18 protein-coding genes are annotated in these 20,768 nt (G+C 30.2%); 15 read left to right on the forward strand and 3 right to left on the reverse strand.

What is annotated here, in order from left to right; all coding sequences use genetic code 11:
* Positions 1-10 precede the first annotated feature (10 nt).
* Positions 11-2,680, forward strand: a complete 2,670-nt coding sequence (alaS, locus tag AC5SLO_RS01230; protein ID WP_494573391.1) for an alanine--tRNA ligase — start codon at positions 11-13, stop codon at positions 2,678-2,680.
* On the opposite strand, the gene AC5SLO_RS01235 is transcribed toward alaS, so the two are convergent.
* Positions 2,673-3,887 (reverse strand): NADP-dependent isocitrate dehydrogenase, encoded by a 1,215-nt coding sequence (locus tag AC5SLO_RS01235; protein WP_494573392.1) that lies wholly within the window; start codon positions 3,885-3,887, stop codon positions 2,673-2,675. The two genes, alaS and AC5SLO_RS01235, sit on opposite strands and share 8 nt — an antisense overlap.
* Positions 3,888-3,964: 77 nt before the next feature.
* Here AC5SLO_RS01235 and AC5SLO_RS01240 point away from each other — a divergent pair, with 77 nt between their 5' ends.
* The 14 genes from AC5SLO_RS01240 to AC5SLO_RS01305 all read left to right on the forward strand — a co-directional run bounded on the left by AC5SLO_RS01240 (position 3,965) and on the right by AC5SLO_RS01305 (position 18,880).
* Positions 3,965-4,612 (forward strand): phosphatidylserine decarboxylase, encoded by a 648-nt coding sequence (locus AC5SLO_RS01240; protein WP_494573393.1) that lies wholly within the window; start codon positions 3,965-3,967, stop codon positions 4,610-4,612.
* Positions 4,613-4,615: 3 nt separating this feature from the next.
* On the forward strand, positions 4,616-5,419 hold the full coding sequence (pssA, locus tag AC5SLO_RS01245) for a CDP-diacylglycerol--serine O-phosphatidyltransferase (protein WP_494573394.1): 804 nt from the start codon (positions 4,616-4,618) through the stop codon (positions 5,417-5,419).
* A complete protein-coding gene (locus tag AC5SLO_RS01250; protein WP_494573395.1) occupies positions 5,420-6,331 on the forward strand; it encodes a glycosyltransferase in 912 nt (303 codons plus the stop codon). It abuts the gene before it with no gap.
* Positions 6,332-6,943, forward strand: coding sequence for an RlmE family RNA methyltransferase (locus tag AC5SLO_RS01255; protein WP_494573396.1), 612 nt, complete (start codon positions 6,332-6,334; stop codon positions 6,941-6,943). It abuts the gene before it with no gap.
* 37 nt (positions 6,944-6,980) lie between these two features.
* Positions 6,981-8,057, forward strand: a complete 1,077-nt coding sequence (guaB, locus tag AC5SLO_RS01260) for an IMP dehydrogenase (protein WP_494573397.1) — start codon at positions 6,981-6,983, stop codon at positions 8,055-8,057.
* On the forward strand, positions 8,057-8,494 hold the full coding sequence (locus tag AC5SLO_RS01265) for a hypothetical protein (protein WP_494573398.1): 438 nt from the start codon (positions 8,057-8,059) through the stop codon (positions 8,492-8,494). Before guaB ends, AC5SLO_RS01265 begins: the two co-directional genes overlap by 1 nt.
* Entirely contained in the window at positions 8,484-10,049 is a 1,566-nt protein-coding gene (guaA, locus tag AC5SLO_RS01270) for a glutamine-hydrolyzing GMP synthase (RefSeq protein WP_494573399.1), read from the forward strand. The genes AC5SLO_RS01265 and guaA overlap by 11 nt, the downstream gene beginning before the upstream one ends.
* Before the next feature lie 81 nt (positions 10,050-10,130).
* Positions 10,131-10,904 carry a 3-methyl-2-oxobutanoate hydroxymethyltransferase gene (panB, locus tag AC5SLO_RS01275; RefSeq protein WP_494573400.1) on the forward strand — a complete coding sequence of 258 codons (774 nt, stop codon included), beginning with the start codon at positions 10,131-10,133 and terminating at the stop codon, positions 10,902-10,904.
* A gap of 1 nt (position 10,905) precedes the next feature.
* On the forward strand, positions 10,906-12,072 hold the full coding sequence (locus AC5SLO_RS01280) for a M24 family metallopeptidase (protein WP_494573401.1): 1,167 nt from the start codon (positions 10,906-10,908) through the stop codon (positions 12,070-12,072).
* A gap of 49 nt (positions 12,073-12,121) precedes the next feature.
* Entirely contained in the window at positions 12,122-13,210 is a 1,089-nt protein-coding gene (locus tag AC5SLO_RS01285; protein WP_494573402.1) for an ABC transporter ATP-binding protein, read from the forward strand.
* Positions 13,211-13,352: 142 nt separating this feature from the next.
* Complete coding sequence (locus tag AC5SLO_RS01290) at positions 13,353-14,468, forward strand: extracellular solute-binding protein (protein ID WP_494573403.1); 1,116 nt, start codon at positions 13,353-13,355, stop codon at positions 14,466-14,468.
* Positions 14,469-14,535: 67 nt separating this feature from the next.
* A complete protein-coding gene (locus AC5SLO_RS01295) occupies positions 14,536-15,783 on the forward strand; it encodes an ABC transporter permease (protein ID WP_494573404.1) in 1,248 nt (415 codons plus the stop codon).
* A 3-nt stretch (positions 15,784-15,786) separates the two neighbouring features.
* Positions 15,787-16,641 (forward strand): ABC transporter permease, encoded by an 855-nt coding sequence (locus tag AC5SLO_RS01300; protein WP_494573405.1) that lies wholly within the window; start codon positions 15,787-15,789, stop codon positions 16,639-16,641.
* A 16-nt stretch (positions 16,642-16,657) separates the two neighbouring features.
* Positions 16,658-18,880, forward strand: coding sequence for a 3-hydroxyacyl-CoA dehydrogenase/enoyl-CoA hydratase family protein (locus tag AC5SLO_RS01305; protein WP_494573406.1), 2,223 nt, complete (start codon positions 16,658-16,660; stop codon positions 18,878-18,880).
* On the opposite strand, the gene AC5SLO_RS01310 is transcribed toward AC5SLO_RS01305, so the two are convergent.
* Together AC5SLO_RS01310 and AC5SLO_RS01315 are read right to left on the reverse strand one after the other, a co-directional pair.
* Positions 18,877-20,034 (reverse strand): primosomal protein, encoded by a 1,158-nt coding sequence (locus tag AC5SLO_RS01310; protein WP_494573407.1) that lies wholly within the window; start codon positions 20,032-20,034, stop codon positions 18,877-18,879. The two genes, AC5SLO_RS01305 and AC5SLO_RS01310, sit on opposite strands and share 4 nt — an antisense overlap.
* Before the next feature lie 76 nt (positions 20,035-20,110).
* A complete protein-coding gene (locus tag AC5SLO_RS01315; protein ID WP_494573408.1) occupies positions 20,111-20,755 on the reverse strand; it encodes a peptidylprolyl isomerase in 645 nt (214 codons plus the stop codon).
* Between the last annotated feature and the right edge of the window lie 13 nt (positions 20,756-20,768).

Consider the following 20,768-nt stretch of genomic DNA (forward strand, 5'->3'; position numbering starts at 1 on the left):
TTTTATAAATATGGCCGACAAAACACTAAATCAAATTAGAACAACTTTCTTAGATTATTTTCAAAAAAATGATCATGAGATAGTAGATTCTAGTAATTTAGTTCCAAATAACGATCCAACCTTAATGTTTGCAAACTCAGGTATGGTTCAATTTAAGAATGTATTTACTGGACTGGAAAAAAGAGATTATGTAAGAGCAACCACTTCACAAAAATGTGTAAGAGCTGGTGGAAAACATAATGATCTTGAAAATGTAGGTTACACACCAAGACACCATACTTTCTTTGAGATGCTGGGCAACTTCTCATTTGGAGATTACTTTAAAGAAGAAGCCATTGGTTATGCCTGGAATTTAATCACTAAAGAATTTGGAATTGATAAAGATCGTCTCTATGTAACTGTATATCATAGTGATGATGAAGCATTCAATTTTTGGAAGAAAATAGCAGGATTTAATGACGATAGAATAATTAGAATTTCTACTACAGATAATTTTTGGTCAATGGGTGATTTAGGTCCCTGTGGCCCATGCTCTGAAATATTTTATGATCATGGAGACCATCTCGTGGGTGGATTACCAGGAAGCAAAAATGAAGATGGTAATCGTTTTATAGAAATATGGAATTTAGTATTTATGCAATATGAGCAAATTTCAAAAGATAAAAGAATTGAATTACCAAAGCCATCTGTAGATACTGGAATGGGCCTTGAGAGAATAGCTGCACTTTTACAGGGTACTCATGATAATTATGAAACAGATCATTTTAAAAAATTAATACAATCAGCATCTGATACTTTAAAAGTTAAGGTAACTGATGACAATCAATCAAGCTTTAGAGTAATAGCTGATCATTTACGTGCAAGTTCATTTTTATTAGCAGAGGGAGTTTTGCCTTCTAATGAAGGAAGAGGTTACGTCTTAAGAAGAATAATGAGACGTGGCATGAGGCACTCACATTTGTTGGGATCTAAGAAACCAATCTTTTATGATATTTTTAAAACACTATTAGAGGAGATGTCTAATAATTATCCAGAACTTGAAAGAGCACAATCATTAATTAAAGAAACTCTAAAAACAGAAGAAGAAAAATTTTTAGTTTTATTGGATAAAGGAATTAAAATTCTAAATGAAGAAATATCTAAGATTGATAATATTTTGCCAGGAGATGTAGCATTTAAGCTGTATGAGACTTATGGATTTCCAATTGATTTAACAGAAGATATTTTAAAATATAGATCTTTAAAATTTGATAAAAAAAGATTTGATGAATTAATGCGAGAGAGCATAGAACTTGCAAGAAAAAATTGGAAGGGCTCAGGCGATAGTACTGTTGAAAAAATTTGGTATGGTATTAAAGAAAAAATTGGGACAACAGAATTTCTTGGTTACGAATATGACCAAGCTCAAGGCATAATCAAATGTTTACTAAAAAATCATAAAGAAGTATCGGTGCTAAATAAAGGTGATGAAGGCATTATAGTTGTAAATCAAACACCATTCTATGCTGAGTCAGGAGGTCAAGTAGCTGATACGGGAGTGATTATTAAGGATGATTTCAAATTTGAAGTAACAGATGTTCAAAAAAAAATAGGAGATCTATTTGTTCACTATGGAAAAGTTTTGAGTGGATCAATTAAACTTGACCAAGATGTTGAAATGAAAATAGACACTAATAGAAGGAATGATACTAGAGCTTATCATTCAGCAACTCATTTACTGCATGAGTCATTGAGAAGAGTATTAGGTGATCATGTCACACAAAAAGGATCACTAGTTCAATCTGATCGATTAAGGTTTGATTTTAGCCACATGAAACCTATCTCAAAAGAAGAAATAGAAAAAATTGAGCACAATGTTAATGCTGTTATAGAAAAAAAATCTGATGTTAAAACAAGAATAATGACCCCAAAAGAGGCGGTTGCTAATGGTGCCCTCGCTTTGTTTGGAGAAAAATATGGTGATGAGGTCAGAGTTTTATCAATGGGAGATGAGGGGGAAAAGTATTTTTCAACTGAGTTATGTGGAGGCACCCATGTTAAAAATACCTCCGATATTGGAAGGTTTAAAATTATTAGTCAATCCGCAGTGGCATCAGGCATAAGAAGAATTGAGGCATTAAGGGACAAGCAGCTTGATGAATACCTTAAAAATAAAGAAAAATTATCAACAGAAACTAATCAAAAAAACAATGAGATTATAAAAGATTTATCAAAAAAAATTATCGAGCTAGGTGGTAAACCAAATATTGAAAACGAGGATACGTTATCTCTAATTAAAGACTTAAATAGACAATTAGAGCAACTTAAAGTCGGATCTATATTACAAGATAAGTCAAAAAATAAGATAACCAATTTAGTTGTAAATAAAATTAATGTTAGATTTCAAAATATTCAAGATCTACCCTTCAAAGATTTGCGTAAATTAATTGATCAAGGAAAAAAAGAAATTGGTGAAGGGCTGATTGTAATTTATGCTGTTAATGATAATAAAGTTGGATTAGCAGTTGGTGTTACAAAAACTTTAGAGAACAAATTTAATGCAGTAGAAATTGTACGTGCTGGTTCAGAGATTATTGGTGGAAAAGGTGGTGGTGGCAGAGCAGATTTTGCTCAAGCAGGTGGAACATTACCGAATAAAATTGAAGAGTCTTTTGAAAATATTAAAAATTTAATTAATTAAGCTTCTTTTTAAGCTGTCCATCTAATTCATCTAAAAACTGGTTAGTAGTTAAATAATTACTAGTTGGACTAATTAAGATCGCCAAGTCTTTAGTCATCGATCCATTTTCAACACAGTCTATACAAACTTTTTCCAAGTTAGTTGAAAATTTAATTAATTCTTCATTGCCATCTAATTTTCCTCTATGCGCCAAACCTCTAGTCCAAGCAAAAATTGAAGCTATAGGATTAGTAGAAGTTTCTTTACCCTGTTGATGCATTCTATAATGTCTTGTTACAGTACCATGAGCTGCTTCAGCCTCCATAGTCTTTCCATCAGGTGCAAGAAGCACACTGGTCATTAATCCTAACGACCCATATCCTTGAGCTACAGTATCTGACTGAACATCACCATCGTAGTTTTTACAAGCCCAAATATATTTACCACTCCATTTCATTGCACATGCTACCATGTCATCAATTAATCTGTGTTCATAAGTAATATTTAGTTTTTCAAATTCTGTCTTAAATTCTTTATCAAAAATATCTTGGAAAATGTCTTTAAATCTTCCGTCGTAAATTTTTAAAATAGTATTTTTTGTTGACAAATAGACTGGCCATTTTTTTATTATTCCATAATTAAAACAAGATCTGGCAAAGTCCTCAATAGATTTATCCAAATTGTACATTGATAAAGCTACCCCTGGTCCTGGAAAGTTAAATACTTCATGTTTTATTTCATCCTTTCCATCTTCTGATGTCCATTTGATTTCCATTTTACCTTTACCAGGCACCTTAAAATCAGTTGCTCTATATTGATCTCCAAAAGCATGTCTTCCAATAATTAAAGGATCAGTCCATGTTGGCACAAGTTTTGGAATATTTTGACAAATTATTGGTTCTCTAAAAACTGTTCCACCTAGTATATTTCTTATAGTTCCATTAGGTGATCTCCACATTTTTTTAAGTTTAAACTCTTCTACACGAGCCTCATCTGGAGTAATTGTTGCACATTTTATACCAACATTGTGCTCTTTAATTGCATTAGCGGAATCTATAGTTATTTGATCATTTGTATTGTCTCGACTTTTCATTCCTAAGTCGTAGTGCTTAATATCTAAATCTAAATAGGGTAAAATTAGTTTTTTTTTAATGAACTCCCAAATGACTCTAGTCATTTCGTCACCATCTAGTTCAACAACTGGATTTTTAACCTTTATTTTAGCCATAATTAAATAATAAATATTAGTAATTGTAATTTAGTGCTTTATATACATATTAATAAAATATTATCAAATAGAAGCTTATGTTAGACAAGGTTTTTCCAAAAATTCATTCTGAAGGGTACAAGTTTTTGGCAATAGCCATAATCGCAACTTTTTTTTTGTATTTGTTTAGTACTTTTTTAGGATTAATTGGATTGGTACTATCTATATGGGTTTACTATTTTTTTAGAGATCCTGAGAGAATTTCAATCAATGATGAAAATTACTTAACAAGCCCAGCAGATGGAGAGGTTTTAATGGTTCATGAGGTTGATGGACCAAAAGAATTAGGTTTGGAGGATAAAAAATTTACAAAGATTAGTATTTTTATGAACGTATTTGATTGCCACGTTAATAGAACACCATGTGATGGTAAAATTTCAGAAATACTTTATAAACCAGGAAAGTTTTTAAATGCATCACTTGATAAAGCAAGTGAAGATAATGAAAGAAATTATTATAAAATTACAAACTCTCAAGGAGAAGAAGTAATTGTCGTGCAGATTGCAGGCTTGATTGCAAGAAGAATTGTATGTGAGTCATCTAAAGATCAACAACTACAACAAGGTGATAGAATAGGAATGATCAGATTTGGAAGTAGAGCTGATGTCTATTTTGAAAATTATCAGCCTTTAGTTAAAGTTGGACAAAAGACAATCGCAGGTGAAACACTATTAGCTAAGAGGTAGCATATGGAACAACCCAAAAATAATTTTAAAATTGTATCTGATAAAAAAGCAAGGATGCTTCTTCCAAATACACTTACCCTAATCAATATTTGCATTGGTCTTAGCTCTATTAAATTTGCATTAGATGAAAAATTTGAATTATCTATTATAGCTATTATTTTTGCTGCAGTTTTTGATGCACTAGATGGTAGAGTTGCAAGATTAGTAAAAGGCACTTCGTTGGTTGGAAAGGAGTTAGATTCATTAGCTGATTTAATTAGTTTTGGTGTTGCTCCAGCTTTTATAATGTATTTTTGGTCTTTAAATAATTTTGGTAAATTTGGTTGGTTACTTACAATGATCTACGTGGTTTGTGTTGCCCTTAGACTTGCGCGGTTTAATGTAACTTCAAATACTGAACCTTCATGGAAAGATAATTATTTTGAGGGTGTTCCGTCTCCTGCTGGAGGAATTTTAATTCTTATGCCATTAATATTAAGTCTAAGTGATATAAATTTAATTAATATTAATTATGATATTCTTGTACCATTATTCTTTATTGTAAATTCATTTTTATTGATTAGTAAAATACCAACTTTTGCATTTAAAAAGATCTCAATACCTCGTCGAATGACAATTTTTGTATTATTTGGTGTTGTGTTATTTTTTGGTCTATTATTTATATATACATTTAAAGTCTTAGTCATTTGTGGCCTGATTTATATAACCTTACTTCCATTTGGATATTTCAGTTATAAAAAAACCTATAAACAAAAGATTTTAAGTGGTGAAAACCAAGAAGTCGAAGATCTTGAAGACATACTCTAAATGAAAAAAAACGTAATTGTATCTTTGGCTGACTCAAATTACTTTGAATTACTTAATGAATTAGTTGATTCTATTAAGAGTTTTGAAAAAAGCAAAGATACAGCAATTTGTATTTTAGATGCTGGTTTATCTGAAGAACAAAAAAATGAATTATCTAAAAAGGTTGATGAAATTAAATCAGCAGAATGGGATATTGATGTTCCAGCATTTAAAGTAAAAGGAAAAGAGTGGCTAAAGAGTCAAGTATCTCGAGCATTTCTACCAAAATATTTTCCCAGTTATGAAAAATTTCTATGGATAGATTGTGACGCGTGGGTAAATGATTGGAATTCTGTTGAATTATATTTTAAAGCTTGTGAAAATGGCAAATTAGGAATTACTCAAACATTAGGACCGGGATACAAAATAATGTCAAAAGTAAATTGGCTGTTTGGTAAAGTAGCAATAATTAAATCTCAAAATTTTAAACATGCAATAAAATCAAAAGTTGGAATTAATAAAGCTAGAAAATTAGCTTTTGCTCCTCATATAAATATAGGCGTTTTTTCATTAGAAAAAAATTCACCTGGTTGGGCTTCTTGGCAAAAAAATCTAGAACAAACATTAAAAAGTGGAAATATCTTTGGTTCAGAGGGTCTTGCTATCAATATGTCAGTTTATATAGATGATCTAGAAACTGAATTTTTACCATTAAATTGCAATTGGATTGCTAGTAATTTATTACCAAAATTTGACGAAATTAAAAATACATTCGTTGAACCTTACTTACCAAATTATAAAATAGGAATTATGCACTTAGCTGCTGGAATTTGGGACTCAGGTAAAGATATGAGGTTAGATAGAGAGGTTAAAATTAATATTAAGACTATCCAGCAAAAAATATTATCTAAAAGTCTTAGATTTGGTCATTAATTGAAAAAAAATAGAATCTCTAAAAACTGGATCAACAAACAAAAAAGAGATATTTATGTTAGAAAGTCCCATGTGGATGGGTATCGAGCTAGATCTGCATATAAATTAATTGAAATAGATGAAAAATTTAAGATATTTAAAAATGGAATATCAGTAATAGACTTAGGTGCATCACCTGGTAGTTGGTCTCAGTATATAGCAAGGACGGTAAAAAGTGGAAGATTAGTTTCTATAGATTTAAAAAATATGGAAGCAATTGAAAACATAATTCAAATAAAAGGAGACTTTACTGATTTAGAATCTCAAGAAAAAATAAAAGGTTTATTCAAATCAAAAGTTGATGTTGTTGTGTCCGATATGGCTGTTAATACAACGGGCATAAAGGATATTGATGCAATTTATACAGGGGAACTTGCCATGGAAGCAATGAACTTTTCGAAAGAAATGCTAGTTAAAGAAGGGCGATTTGTTTCTAAAATTTTTTTAGGATCATCATTTAACGAAATAGTCGCACTTGGTAAAAAAATATTCAAAGAGGTGAAGGTATTTAAGCCAAAATCCAGTAGAAAAGAATCTAAGGAAAGCTTTATTATTTGTAAAACTCTAAGATAGTAACTTTATTTTTAAAAGGAATCGTATATAAATTATTATGGATCCTATTAAAGAAGCACTCACCTTTGACGATGTCACAATGGCTCCGAAGTACTCAGGGGTTTTACCTTCAGAAGTTGACACAAGCACAAAATTATCAGCTAATTTAACATTAAAAATACCTTTATTATCATCAGCAATGGATACTGTTACAGAAAGTAAAATGGCAATAGCGATAGCTAAAGCAGGAGGCATTGGTGTAATTCACAGAAATTTAAATATAAAAAAACAAATTGAAGAAATTAGAAAAGTAAAAAAACAAGGATTATTAGTTGGAGCTGCTGTAGGAGCCGGTCCACTAGAACTTAAAAGGGCAGAGGCGATTTTAAAAGAACAAATTAATTTAATTGTAGTTGATACAGCACATGGTCACAGCAAAAAAGTAGCTGAAATTGTTAAAGCAATTAAGAAAATTAAAACTAAAAAGACAACCTTGTGTGCTGGAAATATTGCTACAGCGGACGCTGCAAAATTTTTAATAAAATTAGGTGTAGATATAGTTAAAGTTGGTATTGGACCTGGTTCAATTTGCACTACTAGATTAGTAGCTGGTATTGGTGTCCCTCAATTGAGTGCAATCCTAGCAGTTAAACAAGGAATAAAAAATAATAAAACAAAAATAATTTCTGATGGTGGAATTAAATATTCTGGTGATATTGCAAAAGCATTGTCAGCAGGAGCAGATGCTGTAATGATTGGTTCATTATTTGCTGGAAGCACAGAGACACCAGGAAAACTAATAAAAAAAAATGGAAAATTATTTAAAAGTTTTAGAGGAATGGGTTCTGTGGGAGCAATGAATAAAGGTTCTGCTGATAGATATTTTCAAAAAAAACAAAAAGATACATCCAAATATGTACCAGAAGGTGTAGAGGGTTTTGTTAAATATAAAGGTGATGTTAAAAATATAATTTATAAATTAATTGGTGGATTAAAATCTTCTATGGGCTATTTGGGAGCAAAAAAAGTTTTATATCTAAAAACTAAACCTAATTTTGTAAAAATAACAAAAGCTGGATTTTATGAAAGTATGGTTCACAATGTTGATGAAGTAAAGAGTGACAGCAAATACTAATGATTAAATTTAACAAACTAGTCTTTATAATTTTTGTATTTTTAAATATTTCGAATTTATCTTTTGCGGAAGATAATTTTTTTGAAGAGGGAAAAATTAAATACGATGAAAAAAGTTATGAAGAGGCGAAGTTTTTATTTCAAAGAGGAATAGTATTCAATCCTAAAGATGAAAAATCATATTTATATTTAGCAAAAATTTTTAATATTGAAGAAAATAAAAAAGAAGAAAAAAAGAATATAGATACAGTTTTGTTACTAGAACCTAAAAATGAAGAAGCAAATTATATGCTTATGGAAATAGAACTTAAAAGAAGCAATTATTTAAAAGTTAGAGAATTGGCCCAAAGTTTCTCTAAAATTTGCATTGAGTTATGTGGTAAAGAAAAAATTATTTTAGAGTCTTTAAAAGATTTGGAACCAAAAAATGAGTCTTAATAATAAGCTCACCAAAATTCTAATAATAGATTTTGGGTCTCAATTTACACAGCTTATTGCAAGAAGGGTAAGAGAATTTGGTGTTTTTTCAGAAATCATTAGTCATAAAAAAATAAAAATAAATCAAATTATTAATAATAACATTGGTGGAATAATTCTCTCAGGAGGTCCGCTTAATGTATATGAAAATGATAAATTTAAATTTGATAAAAAGATATTAAGCTTAAAAATACCAGTTTTAGGTATATGTTTTGGACATCAAATACTGTCCAAAGAACTAGGTGGACGTGTTAAAAAATCTAAACATAGAGAGTTTGGTCTAGCAACTATTAAAAAGATTTCGAATAGTAAATTAACAAAAAATTTTTTTAATAAAGACAACATTAACAATGTATGGATGAGCCATGCAGATCAAGTATCTAAGATGCCAAAAAATTTTAAAATTATTGCATCTTCAAAAAATTCAAAATTAGCAATAATTGAAAATACTAAAGATAATTATTATGGTGTACAGTTTCACCCTGAAGTAACCCATACTTTTAAGGGTAAAATCTTATTACGTAATTTTGTTTTTTATATATGTAAAATCAAAAAAAACTGGTCTTCAAAAGATCAAAAATTAGAATTAATCAGAGCCATAAAGAAACAAGTAGGTAACAATAAAGTAATTTGTGGTCTATCGGGTGGAGTGGACAGTAGTGTTGTTGCTCAATTATTGAGTAAAGCTATTGGAAAAAACCTTACCTGTATATTTGTTAATAATGGTCTTTTAAGAAAAAATGAGGAAAAACAAGTAGTCAAAACATTTAAAAAAAAATTAAAAATAAATTTAGTTTATGTCAATGCAGAAAAAGAATTTATTAATAGATTAACTAACACTTCTGATCCTGAAAAAAAAAGAAAAATTATTGGAAATTTATTTATTAAAATATTTGAAAGATATGCAAAAAAAATAAAGAATGTAAAGTTTCTTGCTCAAGGTACTCTTTATCCTGATTTAATAGAAAGTAAGTCGGTTACAGGAAGTCAGACATCAAAAATTAAATCCCATCATAATGTAGGAGGTTTACCAAAAAGAATGAAATTAGAATTAGTTGAACCATTGAAATTTCTTTTTAAAGATGAAGTTAGAAAACTTGGGTTAGAACTAAATTTATCAAAAGATATAATATCTAGACATCCATTTCCAGGTCCTGGTTTAGCAATAAGAATGCCAGGAAATATAACTAGAGAAAAAATTACCATTTTAAAAGAAGCGGACTATTATTTCATCAAGGCTTTAAAAGATTACGGTTTATATGATAAAATTTGGCAAGCTTACGCCGCTTTATTACCAGTAAAAACGGTTGGTGTAATGGGAGATAACCGAACTTATGAACATATTTGTTTATTAAGAGCAATTACATCAGAAGATGGAATGACTGCAGATTTTTTTGATTTTCCAAAAGGCTTTATGCAAGCAATCTCCAATCAAATTATTAATAATATTAGGGGCATAAATAGAGTGGTTTATGACGTAACATCAAAACCACCAAGTACCATTGAATTAGAGTAACTTTGCTATAAAATATTAAATTATGAAATATCTTTAATATTAGTTACAGTCTTAGATCAAGTATAGAAACCAGAAAAAAAAATGAATAAAAAAATTATAGATTTTATTAAAAAAAAAAATAAATCTAAAATTATAAGCCTTACCGCTTATTCAAAGAATATCGCATCTATTATAGATAAACATTGTGATCTTATTTTAGTAGGAGACTCTCTTGGATCAGTTCTTTACAATTTTTCTTCTACAAAAAAAGTTACACTTGATATGATGATTGAACATTCCAAAAGTGTAAGACAGGGTGTTAAAAAAAGCTTATTAGTAGTAGATATGCCTCATAACACTTATAGAAATTCACGAGAAGCTCTTAACAATGCTAAGAAAATAATATCAAAAACTAAGTGTGATGCTGTAAAATTAGAGGGTGGAAAAAAAGTTGCTCAAATAATAAAAACACTGGTTAAAAATAAGATACCGGTAATGGGACACTTGGGAGTTTTGCCTCAATCTGCAAAAAGTTTTAAATTTAAGGGAAAGAAGTTAACTGAAAGAGCACAAATTTTAAAAGATTCAAAAATTTTAGAAGAGGCCGGTGTTTTTTCGATGGTTTTAGAATGCATTGAAAGTTCTCTTGCAAAAGAAGTTACAAAATCAATAAATATTCCAACTATTGGAATTGGTGCTTCTGTAAATTGTGATGGCCAGGTATTGGTTACTGATGATTTGTTAGGACTTAATTCAATCAATGTTAGGTTTATTAAAAAATACATTAATTTAAAAAAAATTATTAATAAAGCTACAATATCTTTTAAAAAAGATGTTAAAAATAAAAAATTTCCAAAAATGAAACACTCTTATTAAAATGAATTTTACAAAAGAAGAATATAAAAATAGATTAAAAAAAGTTCAAAAAATGATGCAAGATAATGGCATCGAATTGTTAATTTCACAAGATCCATCAAACATGAATTATCTAACAGGCTACGATGCCTGGTCATTTTATTATGCCCAGTGCGTAATAATACATGTTAATGCAGATGAACCATTATGCTTTGTTAGAGACCAAGATGCAGGTGGCGCATATATCAAAACTTATTTAAAAGATGAAAATATTATAAAGTATGGTGAAAAATATATCCATAATTGGCCACTTCATCCCTATGATGCTTTAACTGATATTATTAAAGAAAGAAAATGGGAAAAACTTTCCATTGGTGTTGAAATGGATAGTCATTATTTCACTGCTTACTGTTATGAAAAAATTAAAACAGGTTTACCTAATGCTAAAATTTTAGATTGCAAAAGATTAGTCAATTGGGCAAGAGTTGTAAAATCAGATTCAGAAATTGATTATATGAAAGCTGCATCAAAGATAGTTCAAACTGGAATGCAAAAAGCTTTTGAGGTAATTAATCCAGGACTTAGACAATGTGATGCTGTTTCTGAAATACAAGCTGCGCTTATAAAAGGAACTCCTGAATTTGGGGGTGATTATGCATCTATTGTTCCAATGCTTCCAACGGGAAAAGGTACGTCAGCTTCACATTTAACATGGACGCAAGATAAATTTGTTGAAGGTGAAGCAACAATTGTTGAAATTGCAGGATCCCATAAAAAATATCATTGCCCAATGGCTAGAACAGTATTACTTGGAAAACCTGACCAGCTTAAAATTGATACAATGAAAAAAACTAATGAGGCTCTTCAAGCAGGAATAGATGCTATTAAACCTGGGAAAACTGCAGATGATGTGGCTCAGGCATTTTGGAAGGTTCTTGATAAGTATGGCATAGAAAAAACCTCGCGTACTGGATATTCTATTGGAATTGGTTACCCACCTGATTGGGGTGAACATACTCTAAATATATCTAAAGGGGATATGACAATTTTAGAACCAAACTTAACATTCCACATGATTGCTGTAATGCAATTTGGAAACTGGGGTGTGGAAGCATCTGAAGCTATTAGAGTTACAGAGAAGGGTAGTGAATTATTTTATAATTTTTCAAGAGACTTACATATTAAATGACCAATAAAGGGCTTGATTAATATCTCCACAAATGTTTTAAATATCTCGTATGTCAAAAAATAGTGAATTCGTAAAATTTGATAATGTCGATAAAAGCTACGATGGAAAAGTCTTAGTTGTTAAGGGATTAAACTTAGATATTCAAGAAGGTGAATTTGTAACTATGTTAGGACCCTCTGGTTCGGGTAAAACAACATGTTTAATGATGTTGGCTGGTTTTGAAACTCCAACTCATGGTGAAATTTATTTAGACAATAATGTTATTTCAAACATTCCACCTCATAAAAGAGGAATTGGAATGGTGTTCCAAAACTATGCTTTGTTTCCTCATATGACAGTTTATGAGAATTTAGCATTTCCATTAAGAGTTAGAAAAATTCCAAAAGATGAAGCTGATAAAAAAATTGACAAAGCTTTATCAATGGTATCGCTTCAAGGTTTTGAAGCTAGAATGCCAATGCAATTATCTGGTGGACAACAACAAAGGGTAGCAGTGGCTAGATCACTTGTGTTTGATCCAAAGCTTGTTTTGATGGATGAACCACTAGGCGCATTAGATAAAAATTTAAGAGAAAGCATGCAATATGAAATAAAACATATTCATGAAAGTATTGGTGTAACAGTTGTGTATGTTACTCATGACCAAACTGAAGCATTAACAATGTCAAATAGAATTGCAGTATTTAATGATGGGAAAGTTCAACAACTTTCAAGTCCTGATGATCTTTATGAAAAACCAGTTAATTCTTTCGTGGCGGAATTTATTGGCGAGAATAACACGTTTAATGGAACAGTGAACGATGTGTCAGGAAATACTTGTAAAATTAAATTAAATAATGGAACTGAAATTTTAGCTAATCCTATTTCTGTAAAAGCTAAAGGTGATAAAACTACTGTATCTTTAAGACCAGAAAGAGCTTTAATTAATCCAAAAGATAAAATGGACAATAATCATAAAGGAAAAATTAAAGAAGTAATTTACCATGGAGATCACACTAGATTGAGAATGGACATACTAGGTAATGAACAATTTATTTTAAAAATTCCAAATAGCTCATCAAACCTAGATATCAAACTTGGAAATGAAATAAATGTTGGCTGGAATGCTATTGATAGTAGAGCTTTAGACCCTAAATAAAAAATAAAACCTTCATAATTTCTAATCAATCTTTATAATATTCTTACATAAATAAAGGTAAAAAACCCAGATTCAACTGTTGACTCATCTTTCTGATCTTGTTTTACTTAATTTTTAAAAAAAACGTTTAAACGGAGGATAAATGAAAAAACTAAGTAAACTATTATTAGCCTTATCATTTGTACTTTCTATTACTACTTCGGCATTTGCAGTTACTGTAGTGTCATGGGGTGGAGCTTATACAGAAAGTCAAAAATTAGGCTATGGAGATCCAACAGCTAAAAAGCTTGGAATACCTGTTAACTGGGTAGACTACACTGGTGGATTATCAGAGATCAAAGCACAAAAAGAAGCTGGAAAAATCACTTGGGACATCATTGATGTGTACGCAAAAGACACTATCATTGGCTGTGACGAAGGTATTTTTGTTGAATTCGATTTCGACAAAGACTTCGCTCCTGCTCCAGATGGAACACCAGCAAGTAAAGACTTTTTCACAGGTATGCCTTCTAAGTGTGCAGTTGGAAACATTCTTTACTCTTGGAACTTTGCTTACAACAAGAACAACGTAAAAGGTACTCCAAAATCAGCGAAAGACTTTTTTAATACTAAAAAGTTTCCTGGTAAAAGAGCTATCTACAAAGGTGCAATGTCTAACTTAGAATTAGCTATGGCTGGCACTGGAACAAAAGCTGGTAAAGGTGGTGATAAAATTTACAAATCACTTGAAAAAGGTGGAGTTGATGAAGCAATTGCCGCTATTAAAGCACTTTGCCAAGATCCAAATGGCGGATGTGTATTCTGGAATGCTGGAGCTCAGCCACCAGAACTATTAGCTAATGGTGAAGTTGTTATGGCTACTGGTTGGAATGGTAGATTCTTTAATGCTCAAATGGAAGGAACTCCAATTGTGCAAGTATGGGATTCACAAATTCTTGACTATGAGTATTTCGCTATGGTTAAAGGTGGACCTAACGATGCTAACGGTAAAGCTTTGAAAGTTCTTAGAGAAATGACAAGTACTGAAGGTCTAGCAGGAAGTGCTAAGTATATTGCTTACGCTCCTTGGAGAAAATCTTCAATTGCTATCATGGAAGCAGGAGAGCCTTGGTTTAAAGATGGTAAAACTAACATGGTACCACATATGCCAACAGCACCTGCGAACACTAAATCATACATTCTTATGAACCCTGAATTCTGGGCAGATAACCAGGACGAAATTGGTGAAAAATGGGAAGCTATGAAAGCTGGTCTGTAATTTAATTATAGATTAAACTTTTATTTTATTTAAAGGGCGGTTATTATATAACCGCCCTTTTTTTATTATGAGCACAGAACAAATTTTATCATCTGATGGTGTACCTCTTGAGGTTAGTTTAAAAAAAGCCGAGAGAAGAAACAAGATAAGAGCATTAATGCTTGTGGGTCCTTTATTTTTATTTCTTTTAATTACTTACGTGTTTCCAATCGGCGATATGTTGTTTAGAAGCGTTGATGATAGAATGATTACAAGTAAGTTGCCGAATACCTTTGCAGCACTAGAACAGTGGGATGGTAAAGATTTACCAGATGAAAAAGTATATGAAGCATTTTACAAGGATTTTTATCCGCTAGCTATGGCTAAAGAAGCGGGAAAACTTTATCAAAGATTAAATTATGAAAAATCTGGTTTTAGTAGTGGATTAAAAAAAACAAATAGAAAAATTAAAAAATTTGAAGAAGGAAATTATAAAGAGCAGTTCATGGCAACTCACAAAATATGGAATGAAGTTGGATATTGGGTAGCCTTAAAAAATACAGCTCCCAAATGGTCTTATGCAAAGTATTTAAAAGGAATGGATTTAAAATTTGACGATAATAGAAACATTGTTGAAGTAGCTGAGGATAGAAAAATACATAAAATTTTATGGTTAAGAACTATAAATGTAGCTTTTTGGGTTACAGTTTTTTGTTTTTGTTTAGCTTACCCGATTTCACATTTACTCGCTACATTGCCAATGAAATACAGTAACTTATTAATGATCTGTGTTTTACTTCCTTTCTGGACTTCATTATTAGTTAGAACTTCAAGCTGGATGGTATTACTTCAACAACAAGGCCCGATTAATGATTTAATTGTCTGGTTAGGTTTTGCTGCTGATGATAGTAGACCTGAACTAATGTATAATGTAATTGGAACTTTTGTTGCAATGACACAAATTCTTTTACCTTTTATGGTATTGCCGCTTTACAGTGTAATGAAAACGATTTCTCCAAGCTTAATGAGAGCAGGAAAATCTTTGGGAGGCACACCATTAACAGCATTCATTAAAATTTATTTTCCATTAACTATGCCTGGAATTGGTGCGGGCTGTTTATTAGTATTTATTATTTCAATTGGTTACTATATTACTCCTGCTTTAGTGGGTGGTGCTAGTGGATCATTAATTAGTAATACAATTGCATATCACATGAAGAGTTCATTAGACTGGGCTTTTGCTTCTGCATTAGGCACAATGTTGTTAGTTGGAGTTTTAACAATTTATTGGATTTATAATAAGTTAGTTGGAATAGATAATATTAAACTAGGATAAACTATGGCTTTACCAAATTATACACCAATACATTACAGAATTTGGCACTACACATATTTAACCATCTGTGGACTAGTATTCTTTTTCTTAATTGCTCCATTATTTGTAATTCTACCACTTTCATTTAATGCTGAGCAATATATTCATTTTTCAGAAAAAATGTTGGCGCTAGACCCAGATGGTTTTTCTTTAAGATGGTATAAAGACATGATTTGGGGAACAAAAAATCCTTGGGGCTTAGCAACAAAAAATAGTTTAATTATTGCATTTTTTGCAACCATAGGATCAACGATCCTGGGAACTGTTGCTGCTCTTGGTTTAAGCAGTCGACATATGCCGTATAAAGCTGCATTTATGGCTTTGTTAATTTCACCGATGATCGTTCCATTAATTATTTCAGGAACAGCAATATTTTTCTTTATGGCAAAAGTAGGCTTGGCCGCAACACATACTGGAATTATTTTATCTCATATAATTTTAGGAACACCATTTGTTGTTATAACAGTTACAGCTACTTTAAGTGGTTTTGACCATAGTGTAACAAGAGCAGCCGCAAGTCTTGGAAGCAATCCTGTTAATACTTTTATGAAAGTGACATTACCTTTAATCACTCCAGGAGTTATCTCTGGTGCATTATTTGCGTTTGTAACATCATTTGATGAAGTGATAGTTGTTCTGTTTTTAGCTGGATTAGAAAATACAACTATTCCAATTCAGATGTGGGTTGGTTTAAGAGAGCAATTAAGTCCAACGATATTAGCTGTTGCAACATGTTTGATTATTATGTCAACTTTAATTCTAGTTAGTGCAGAACTTTTAAGAAGACGTTCTGAGAGACTAAGAGGAATTAACAGATAAGACATTTTCAAATTTCATGAATATTAAAAAAGTAGTTGTCATTGGTTCTGGAACAATGGGAAGTGGAATAGCGGCACATCTTTGCAATGCAAATATTCCTGTAACTTTATTAGATTTAAAAACAGAGATTAGTGAAAAGGCAAGAGATCGAATTCATAAATCAAAACCTCCATTATTAATTGATAAATCTAAAATCAATAATATTAAAGTTGGAAATATATCAGATGATTTTGATGCAGTTAAAGATGCGGATTGGGTTGTTGAAGCAGTGGTTGAAAGAATTGATATTAAGCATCAAATTTATGAAAAAATATTCAAAGTAAGAAAAGATGGGGCAATAGTTTCTTCAAACACCTCATCAATTCCAATTAAGATATTATCTGAACATTTAACAAATATTGAAAAAAAAGATTTTTGTATTACCCACTTTTTTAATCCAGTTAGATATATGGGTCTTTTAGAGATAGTTAAAAATGAAAATAACGACCTAAATAAGATTAACCAATTAAAAAAATTCTGTGAAGTTGAATTAGGTAAAGGAGCTATAATTTGTAATGATACTCCAGGTTTTTTAGGAAATAGAGTTGGTGTTTATGCAATGCAAGTGGCGATGACTGAAGCTTTTAAAATGAAACTTTCAATAGAAGAAGCCGATGCAATTTTTGGAAGACCAATGGGTATTCCAAAAACAGGTGTATTTGGATTATATGATTTAATTGGAATTGATTTAATGGCCGATGTATTAAAAAGTTTTATTAAAGAATTGCCAAAATCTGATGAGTTTCACGAGGTAGCAAAAGAAATTCCATTGGTGAAAAAATTAATTGAAACAGGTTATACAGGCAGAAAAGGTAAGGGTGGTTTTTATAGAATGAATAAAACAGGATCTATCAAAGTCATGGAAGCAATCAATCTTGAAACTGGTGATTATTCAATTAGTAAAAAGATTGATATTAAAACAGACCAAGTAGATTTAAAGAGATTAATTAATAGAAAAGATAAATATGGAGATTATGCTTGGTCAGTTATATCTAAAATAATCAAATATGCATCCTCATTAGTTCCAAAAATTACAAAAGAATTTAATGATATTGATGAAGCAATGAGACTTGGTTTTAACTGGTCAAAAGGTCCATTTGAGATGCTTGATGAAATAGGAGTTAAAAATTTCTTTGATAAAATAGATGATTTTAAAGGAAATAACTTTTTAGAGGAGTTATCAAAAAATAAAAATGAAAATTTTTATGGTGAAAGGCAAAAGTACACAAATATTGAAACTTTAGGAAAAGTAAAAAAAACTGCCTCAAGTGTTGATGGAAATAATTCTGCAAAGATTTATAGATTTAATGATTATAATATTGTTGAATTTACAACTAAAGCTAACGCACTTGATTATGACTCGATGGATGCATTAAAAAAAGCAACTGATAAACCATTAATAATAATTAATGAAAGTATGCAATTTTCAGCTGGTGTTAATTTAACTTACACAATGGAGTTTGCAGATAAAAGAGATTTCAAATCAATTGAAAAATTTATTAAATATTTCCAAGAAACTTGTAAACACCTAAAATATTCAAAATATCCAGTAATTTCAGCTCCATCAGGATTAACTTTAGGTGGTGGTTTTGAGGTAATGGTTCAAAGTAACTTTGTAGCATCACATACCAATATTGTAGTCGGATTAGTCGAAACTATTGTAGGATTAATTCCAGCAGGTGGTGGATGTAAAGAAATGTTGGCTAGATGGCTTGATACAGATGAAGCTAAAAAAGATCCTAATTTTGCACCTTTAAAAGTGTTTGATATTATCGGTTACGGTAAAACCGCAACATCACCTGTAGAGGCAGAACCAATGAAATATTTGATGCCAGAGGATAAAAAAATAATGAATAGAAACAGTTTATTTGAAGTCTCAAAAAAAATTATAATGGAGAACACAGACTTTAAAGCACCAGAGGAGCTTAAATTCAATCTTCCTGGAAAATCAGTATTGGAAGATATGAATAAAATTTTAGATAATCTTTATAATGAAAAAATAATCTTAGATCATGGAGTAATAGTTGCAAAAGAATTAGCGAATGTATTAAGTGGTGGTGACACTACAATAGATAAAACATTATCAGAAGATGATTTATTTAAATTAGAACTAGACGCATTTATTAAATTAATTGAAACAAAAGAAACTCAAGATAGAATCAAGCATACTCTATCTACTGGCAAACCTTTAGTAAATTAATTTTCTTTTGTTTGATTGTTTGTAGATAAACTATTTTCTTCTGAATCTTTTTCGTCCTTAAATGAATTTTCTCGTTCATTTAGTTTTTTTATCATTTCTTCTTCTTTTTTTCTTTGCTCCTCATCAAATCTTCTTTCCCATTCTTTAATTCTTGCATTTTCTTCTTCTATTCTTTTTTCTTCAGCAATTCTTGCATCATGAGCCTTTTGTTCTTCAATCTCTCTCAATCTAATTTCTTCTTCTTTCTTTTTAATTTCTATCTGTCTTTTTTTATACTTTTCATCTTTTTCTCTTAAGGCTCTTAACTCTTCAATTTCGTTTTTTTCTTTTAATCTAAATTCTTCTTCTTTTTTTCTCAATTCCTCAACTTCTTTAAGTTTTTGGATTTCAATTTCTCTTAATCTTTGAGCTTCAATATCCTTTATTCGCTCTGCAGCTTCTTTAAGTTTTTGTTCTTGATATTTTAATTTACGCTCCTCTTCATCCAGTCTACGTTGCTCTTCTAATTGTTTGGCAATTTGAATATCTTTTAGCCTCTGTTTTTCATCTCTTGCTATTCTTCTTTCCGTTTCTAATTTCTCTTTTTCAATATTTTTTATTTTTTCTTCTTCTTCTTTAATTTTTTGTCTTTCTAATCTTATTCTTTGTTTTTCTAAATATTCTAATCTTATTTTTTCTTCTTTTAATTTTAAATCATCTTCTCTGATTTTTTTTTCTTCTTCGTCCTTAATTCTTTGCGCTTCAGCTTGCACCCGCTGTTGTTCTAGTTTAATTTTTTGATTTTCAATAAGTTGTTGTTGTTTTTGAATTTTTATTCTCTGTTTTTCTTGATCAAGTATTCTTTTTTTTTCTTCTTTTTCTTTTAAATCTTGCTCCCTTTTGATTTGACGAGCCTCCTCTAATTTTTGTTGTTGTTGTTGAAGTTTTTCTTGTTTAGCTTGTTTTATTTTATTCTTTTTTAAAGTCTTAATTCTTTCTAATTCAGCTTTTCTTAATTTTTCTTTAAAATTAGTTAAAGTTTTGTTTATAGAAAATGATTTAATGATATTAAATTTTTGAAAATTTAATTTTTTTATAGCAGCAATAGGCTCTTTCAGAATTTTACTATTACTTTTTTTAAGTATTTTAATTTTGTCTTCTATTACATTTTTCACACATTATTTAACCAAAATTTAGAGGATAAAAAAAGACCATGATTGACTATAATGGGTTCAACTTATAGTTTATTTCTCAATTTAGCATTCTAAATGAGTTAATGAAATCAGGTCTCAATATATATTCTGAATGTCGTTGATGTTTAATTTTCTTTAAAATTTCTAAACCATAAAGAACTTTTCCTAAAGGTGTATATTCGCCCTCAAACAATGGTTCATTTTGCAGAATTATAAAAAATTGACTGTCTTCTGTATCATTCTTAAAAGTTCTTGCCAAACCCACACTTCCTTTTGTAAAGCTAAAATCATTATCTACTTCAGATTTAATAGTACCTAAGCCAGACTTGCCTGTTCCAATTTTACCATAATTAATTGAACTTTTTTTACCAAACTCTAAGTCACCTGCTTGGACTAATTTATCTTTTATTACTCTATGAAAAGCTACGTCATCATACAAGCCAGATTTTATTAACGTTTTAAATCTTTCAACACCTTTTGGAGACACATTTGGGTACAGCTCAATAATTACATTTCCACACGGTGCATTAAGAATTACTATGTTTTCTGGTTTTTCAAAATTGATATTTTCAGGATTATGATTTTTAACAAATAAACATTTATTTTTTATAATATAATAAGAACCTAGAGTAACTGAAGCCAAAATTATCAAAAATACAAATATTATTTTTTCAAATAATGTTGCTTTAATTTTTTTAATCATTTTACTGTTAAAT

It is taken from the genome of Candidatus Pelagibacter sp. PS_44 (assembly GCF_059417735.1).

Coding starts and splice junctions, on each gene's coding strand:
- alaS (WP_494573391.1), top strand. CDS start 11: ATGGCCGACAAAACACTAAATCAAATTAGAACAACTTTCTTAGATTAT.
- AC5SLO_RS01235 (WP_494573392.1), bottom strand. CDS start 3,887: ATGGCTAAAATAAAGGTTAAAAATCCAGTTGTTGAACTAGATGGTGAC.
- AC5SLO_RS01240 (WP_494573393.1), top strand. CDS start 3,965: ATGTTAGACAAGGTTTTTCCAAAAATTCATTCTGAAGGGTACAAGTTT.
- pssA (WP_494573394.1), top strand. CDS start 4,616: ATGGAACAACCCAAAAATAATTTTAAAATTGTATCTGATAAAAAAGCA.
- AC5SLO_RS01250 (WP_494573395.1), top strand. CDS start 5,420: ATGAAAAAAAACGTAATTGTATCTTTGGCTGACTCAAATTACTTTGAA.
- guaB (WP_494573397.1), top strand. CDS start 6,981: ATGGATCCTATTAAAGAAGCACTCACCTTTGACGATGTCACAATGGCT.
- AC5SLO_RS01265 (WP_494573398.1), top strand. CDS start 8,057: ATGATTAAATTTAACAAACTAGTCTTTATAATTTTTGTATTTTTAAAT.
- guaA (WP_494573399.1), top strand. CDS start 8,484: ATGAGTCTTAATAATAAGCTCACCAAAATTCTAATAATAGATTTTGGG.
- panB (WP_494573400.1), top strand. CDS start 10,131: ATGAATAAAAAAATTATAGATTTTATTAAAAAAAAAAATAAATCTAAA.
- AC5SLO_RS01280 (WP_494573401.1), top strand. CDS start 10,906: ATGAATTTTACAAAAGAAGAATATAAAAATAGATTAAAAAAAGTTCAA.
- AC5SLO_RS01285 (WP_494573402.1), top strand. CDS start 12,122: ATGTCAAAAAATAGTGAATTCGTAAAATTTGATAATGTCGATAAAAGC.
- AC5SLO_RS01290 (WP_494573403.1), top strand. CDS start 13,353: ATGAAAAAACTAAGTAAACTATTATTAGCCTTATCATTTGTACTTTCT.
- AC5SLO_RS01295 (WP_494573404.1), top strand. CDS start 14,536: ATGAGCACAGAACAAATTTTATCATCTGATGGTGTACCTCTTGAGGTT.
- AC5SLO_RS01300 (WP_494573405.1), top strand. CDS start 15,787: ATGGCTTTACCAAATTATACACCAATACATTACAGAATTTGGCACTAC.
- AC5SLO_RS01305 (WP_494573406.1), top strand. CDS start 16,658: ATGAATATTAAAAAAGTAGTTGTCATTGGTTCTGGAACAATGGGAAGT.
- AC5SLO_RS01315 (WP_494573408.1), bottom strand. CDS start 20,755: ATGATTAAAAAAATTAAAGCAACATTATTTGAAAAAATAATATTTGTA.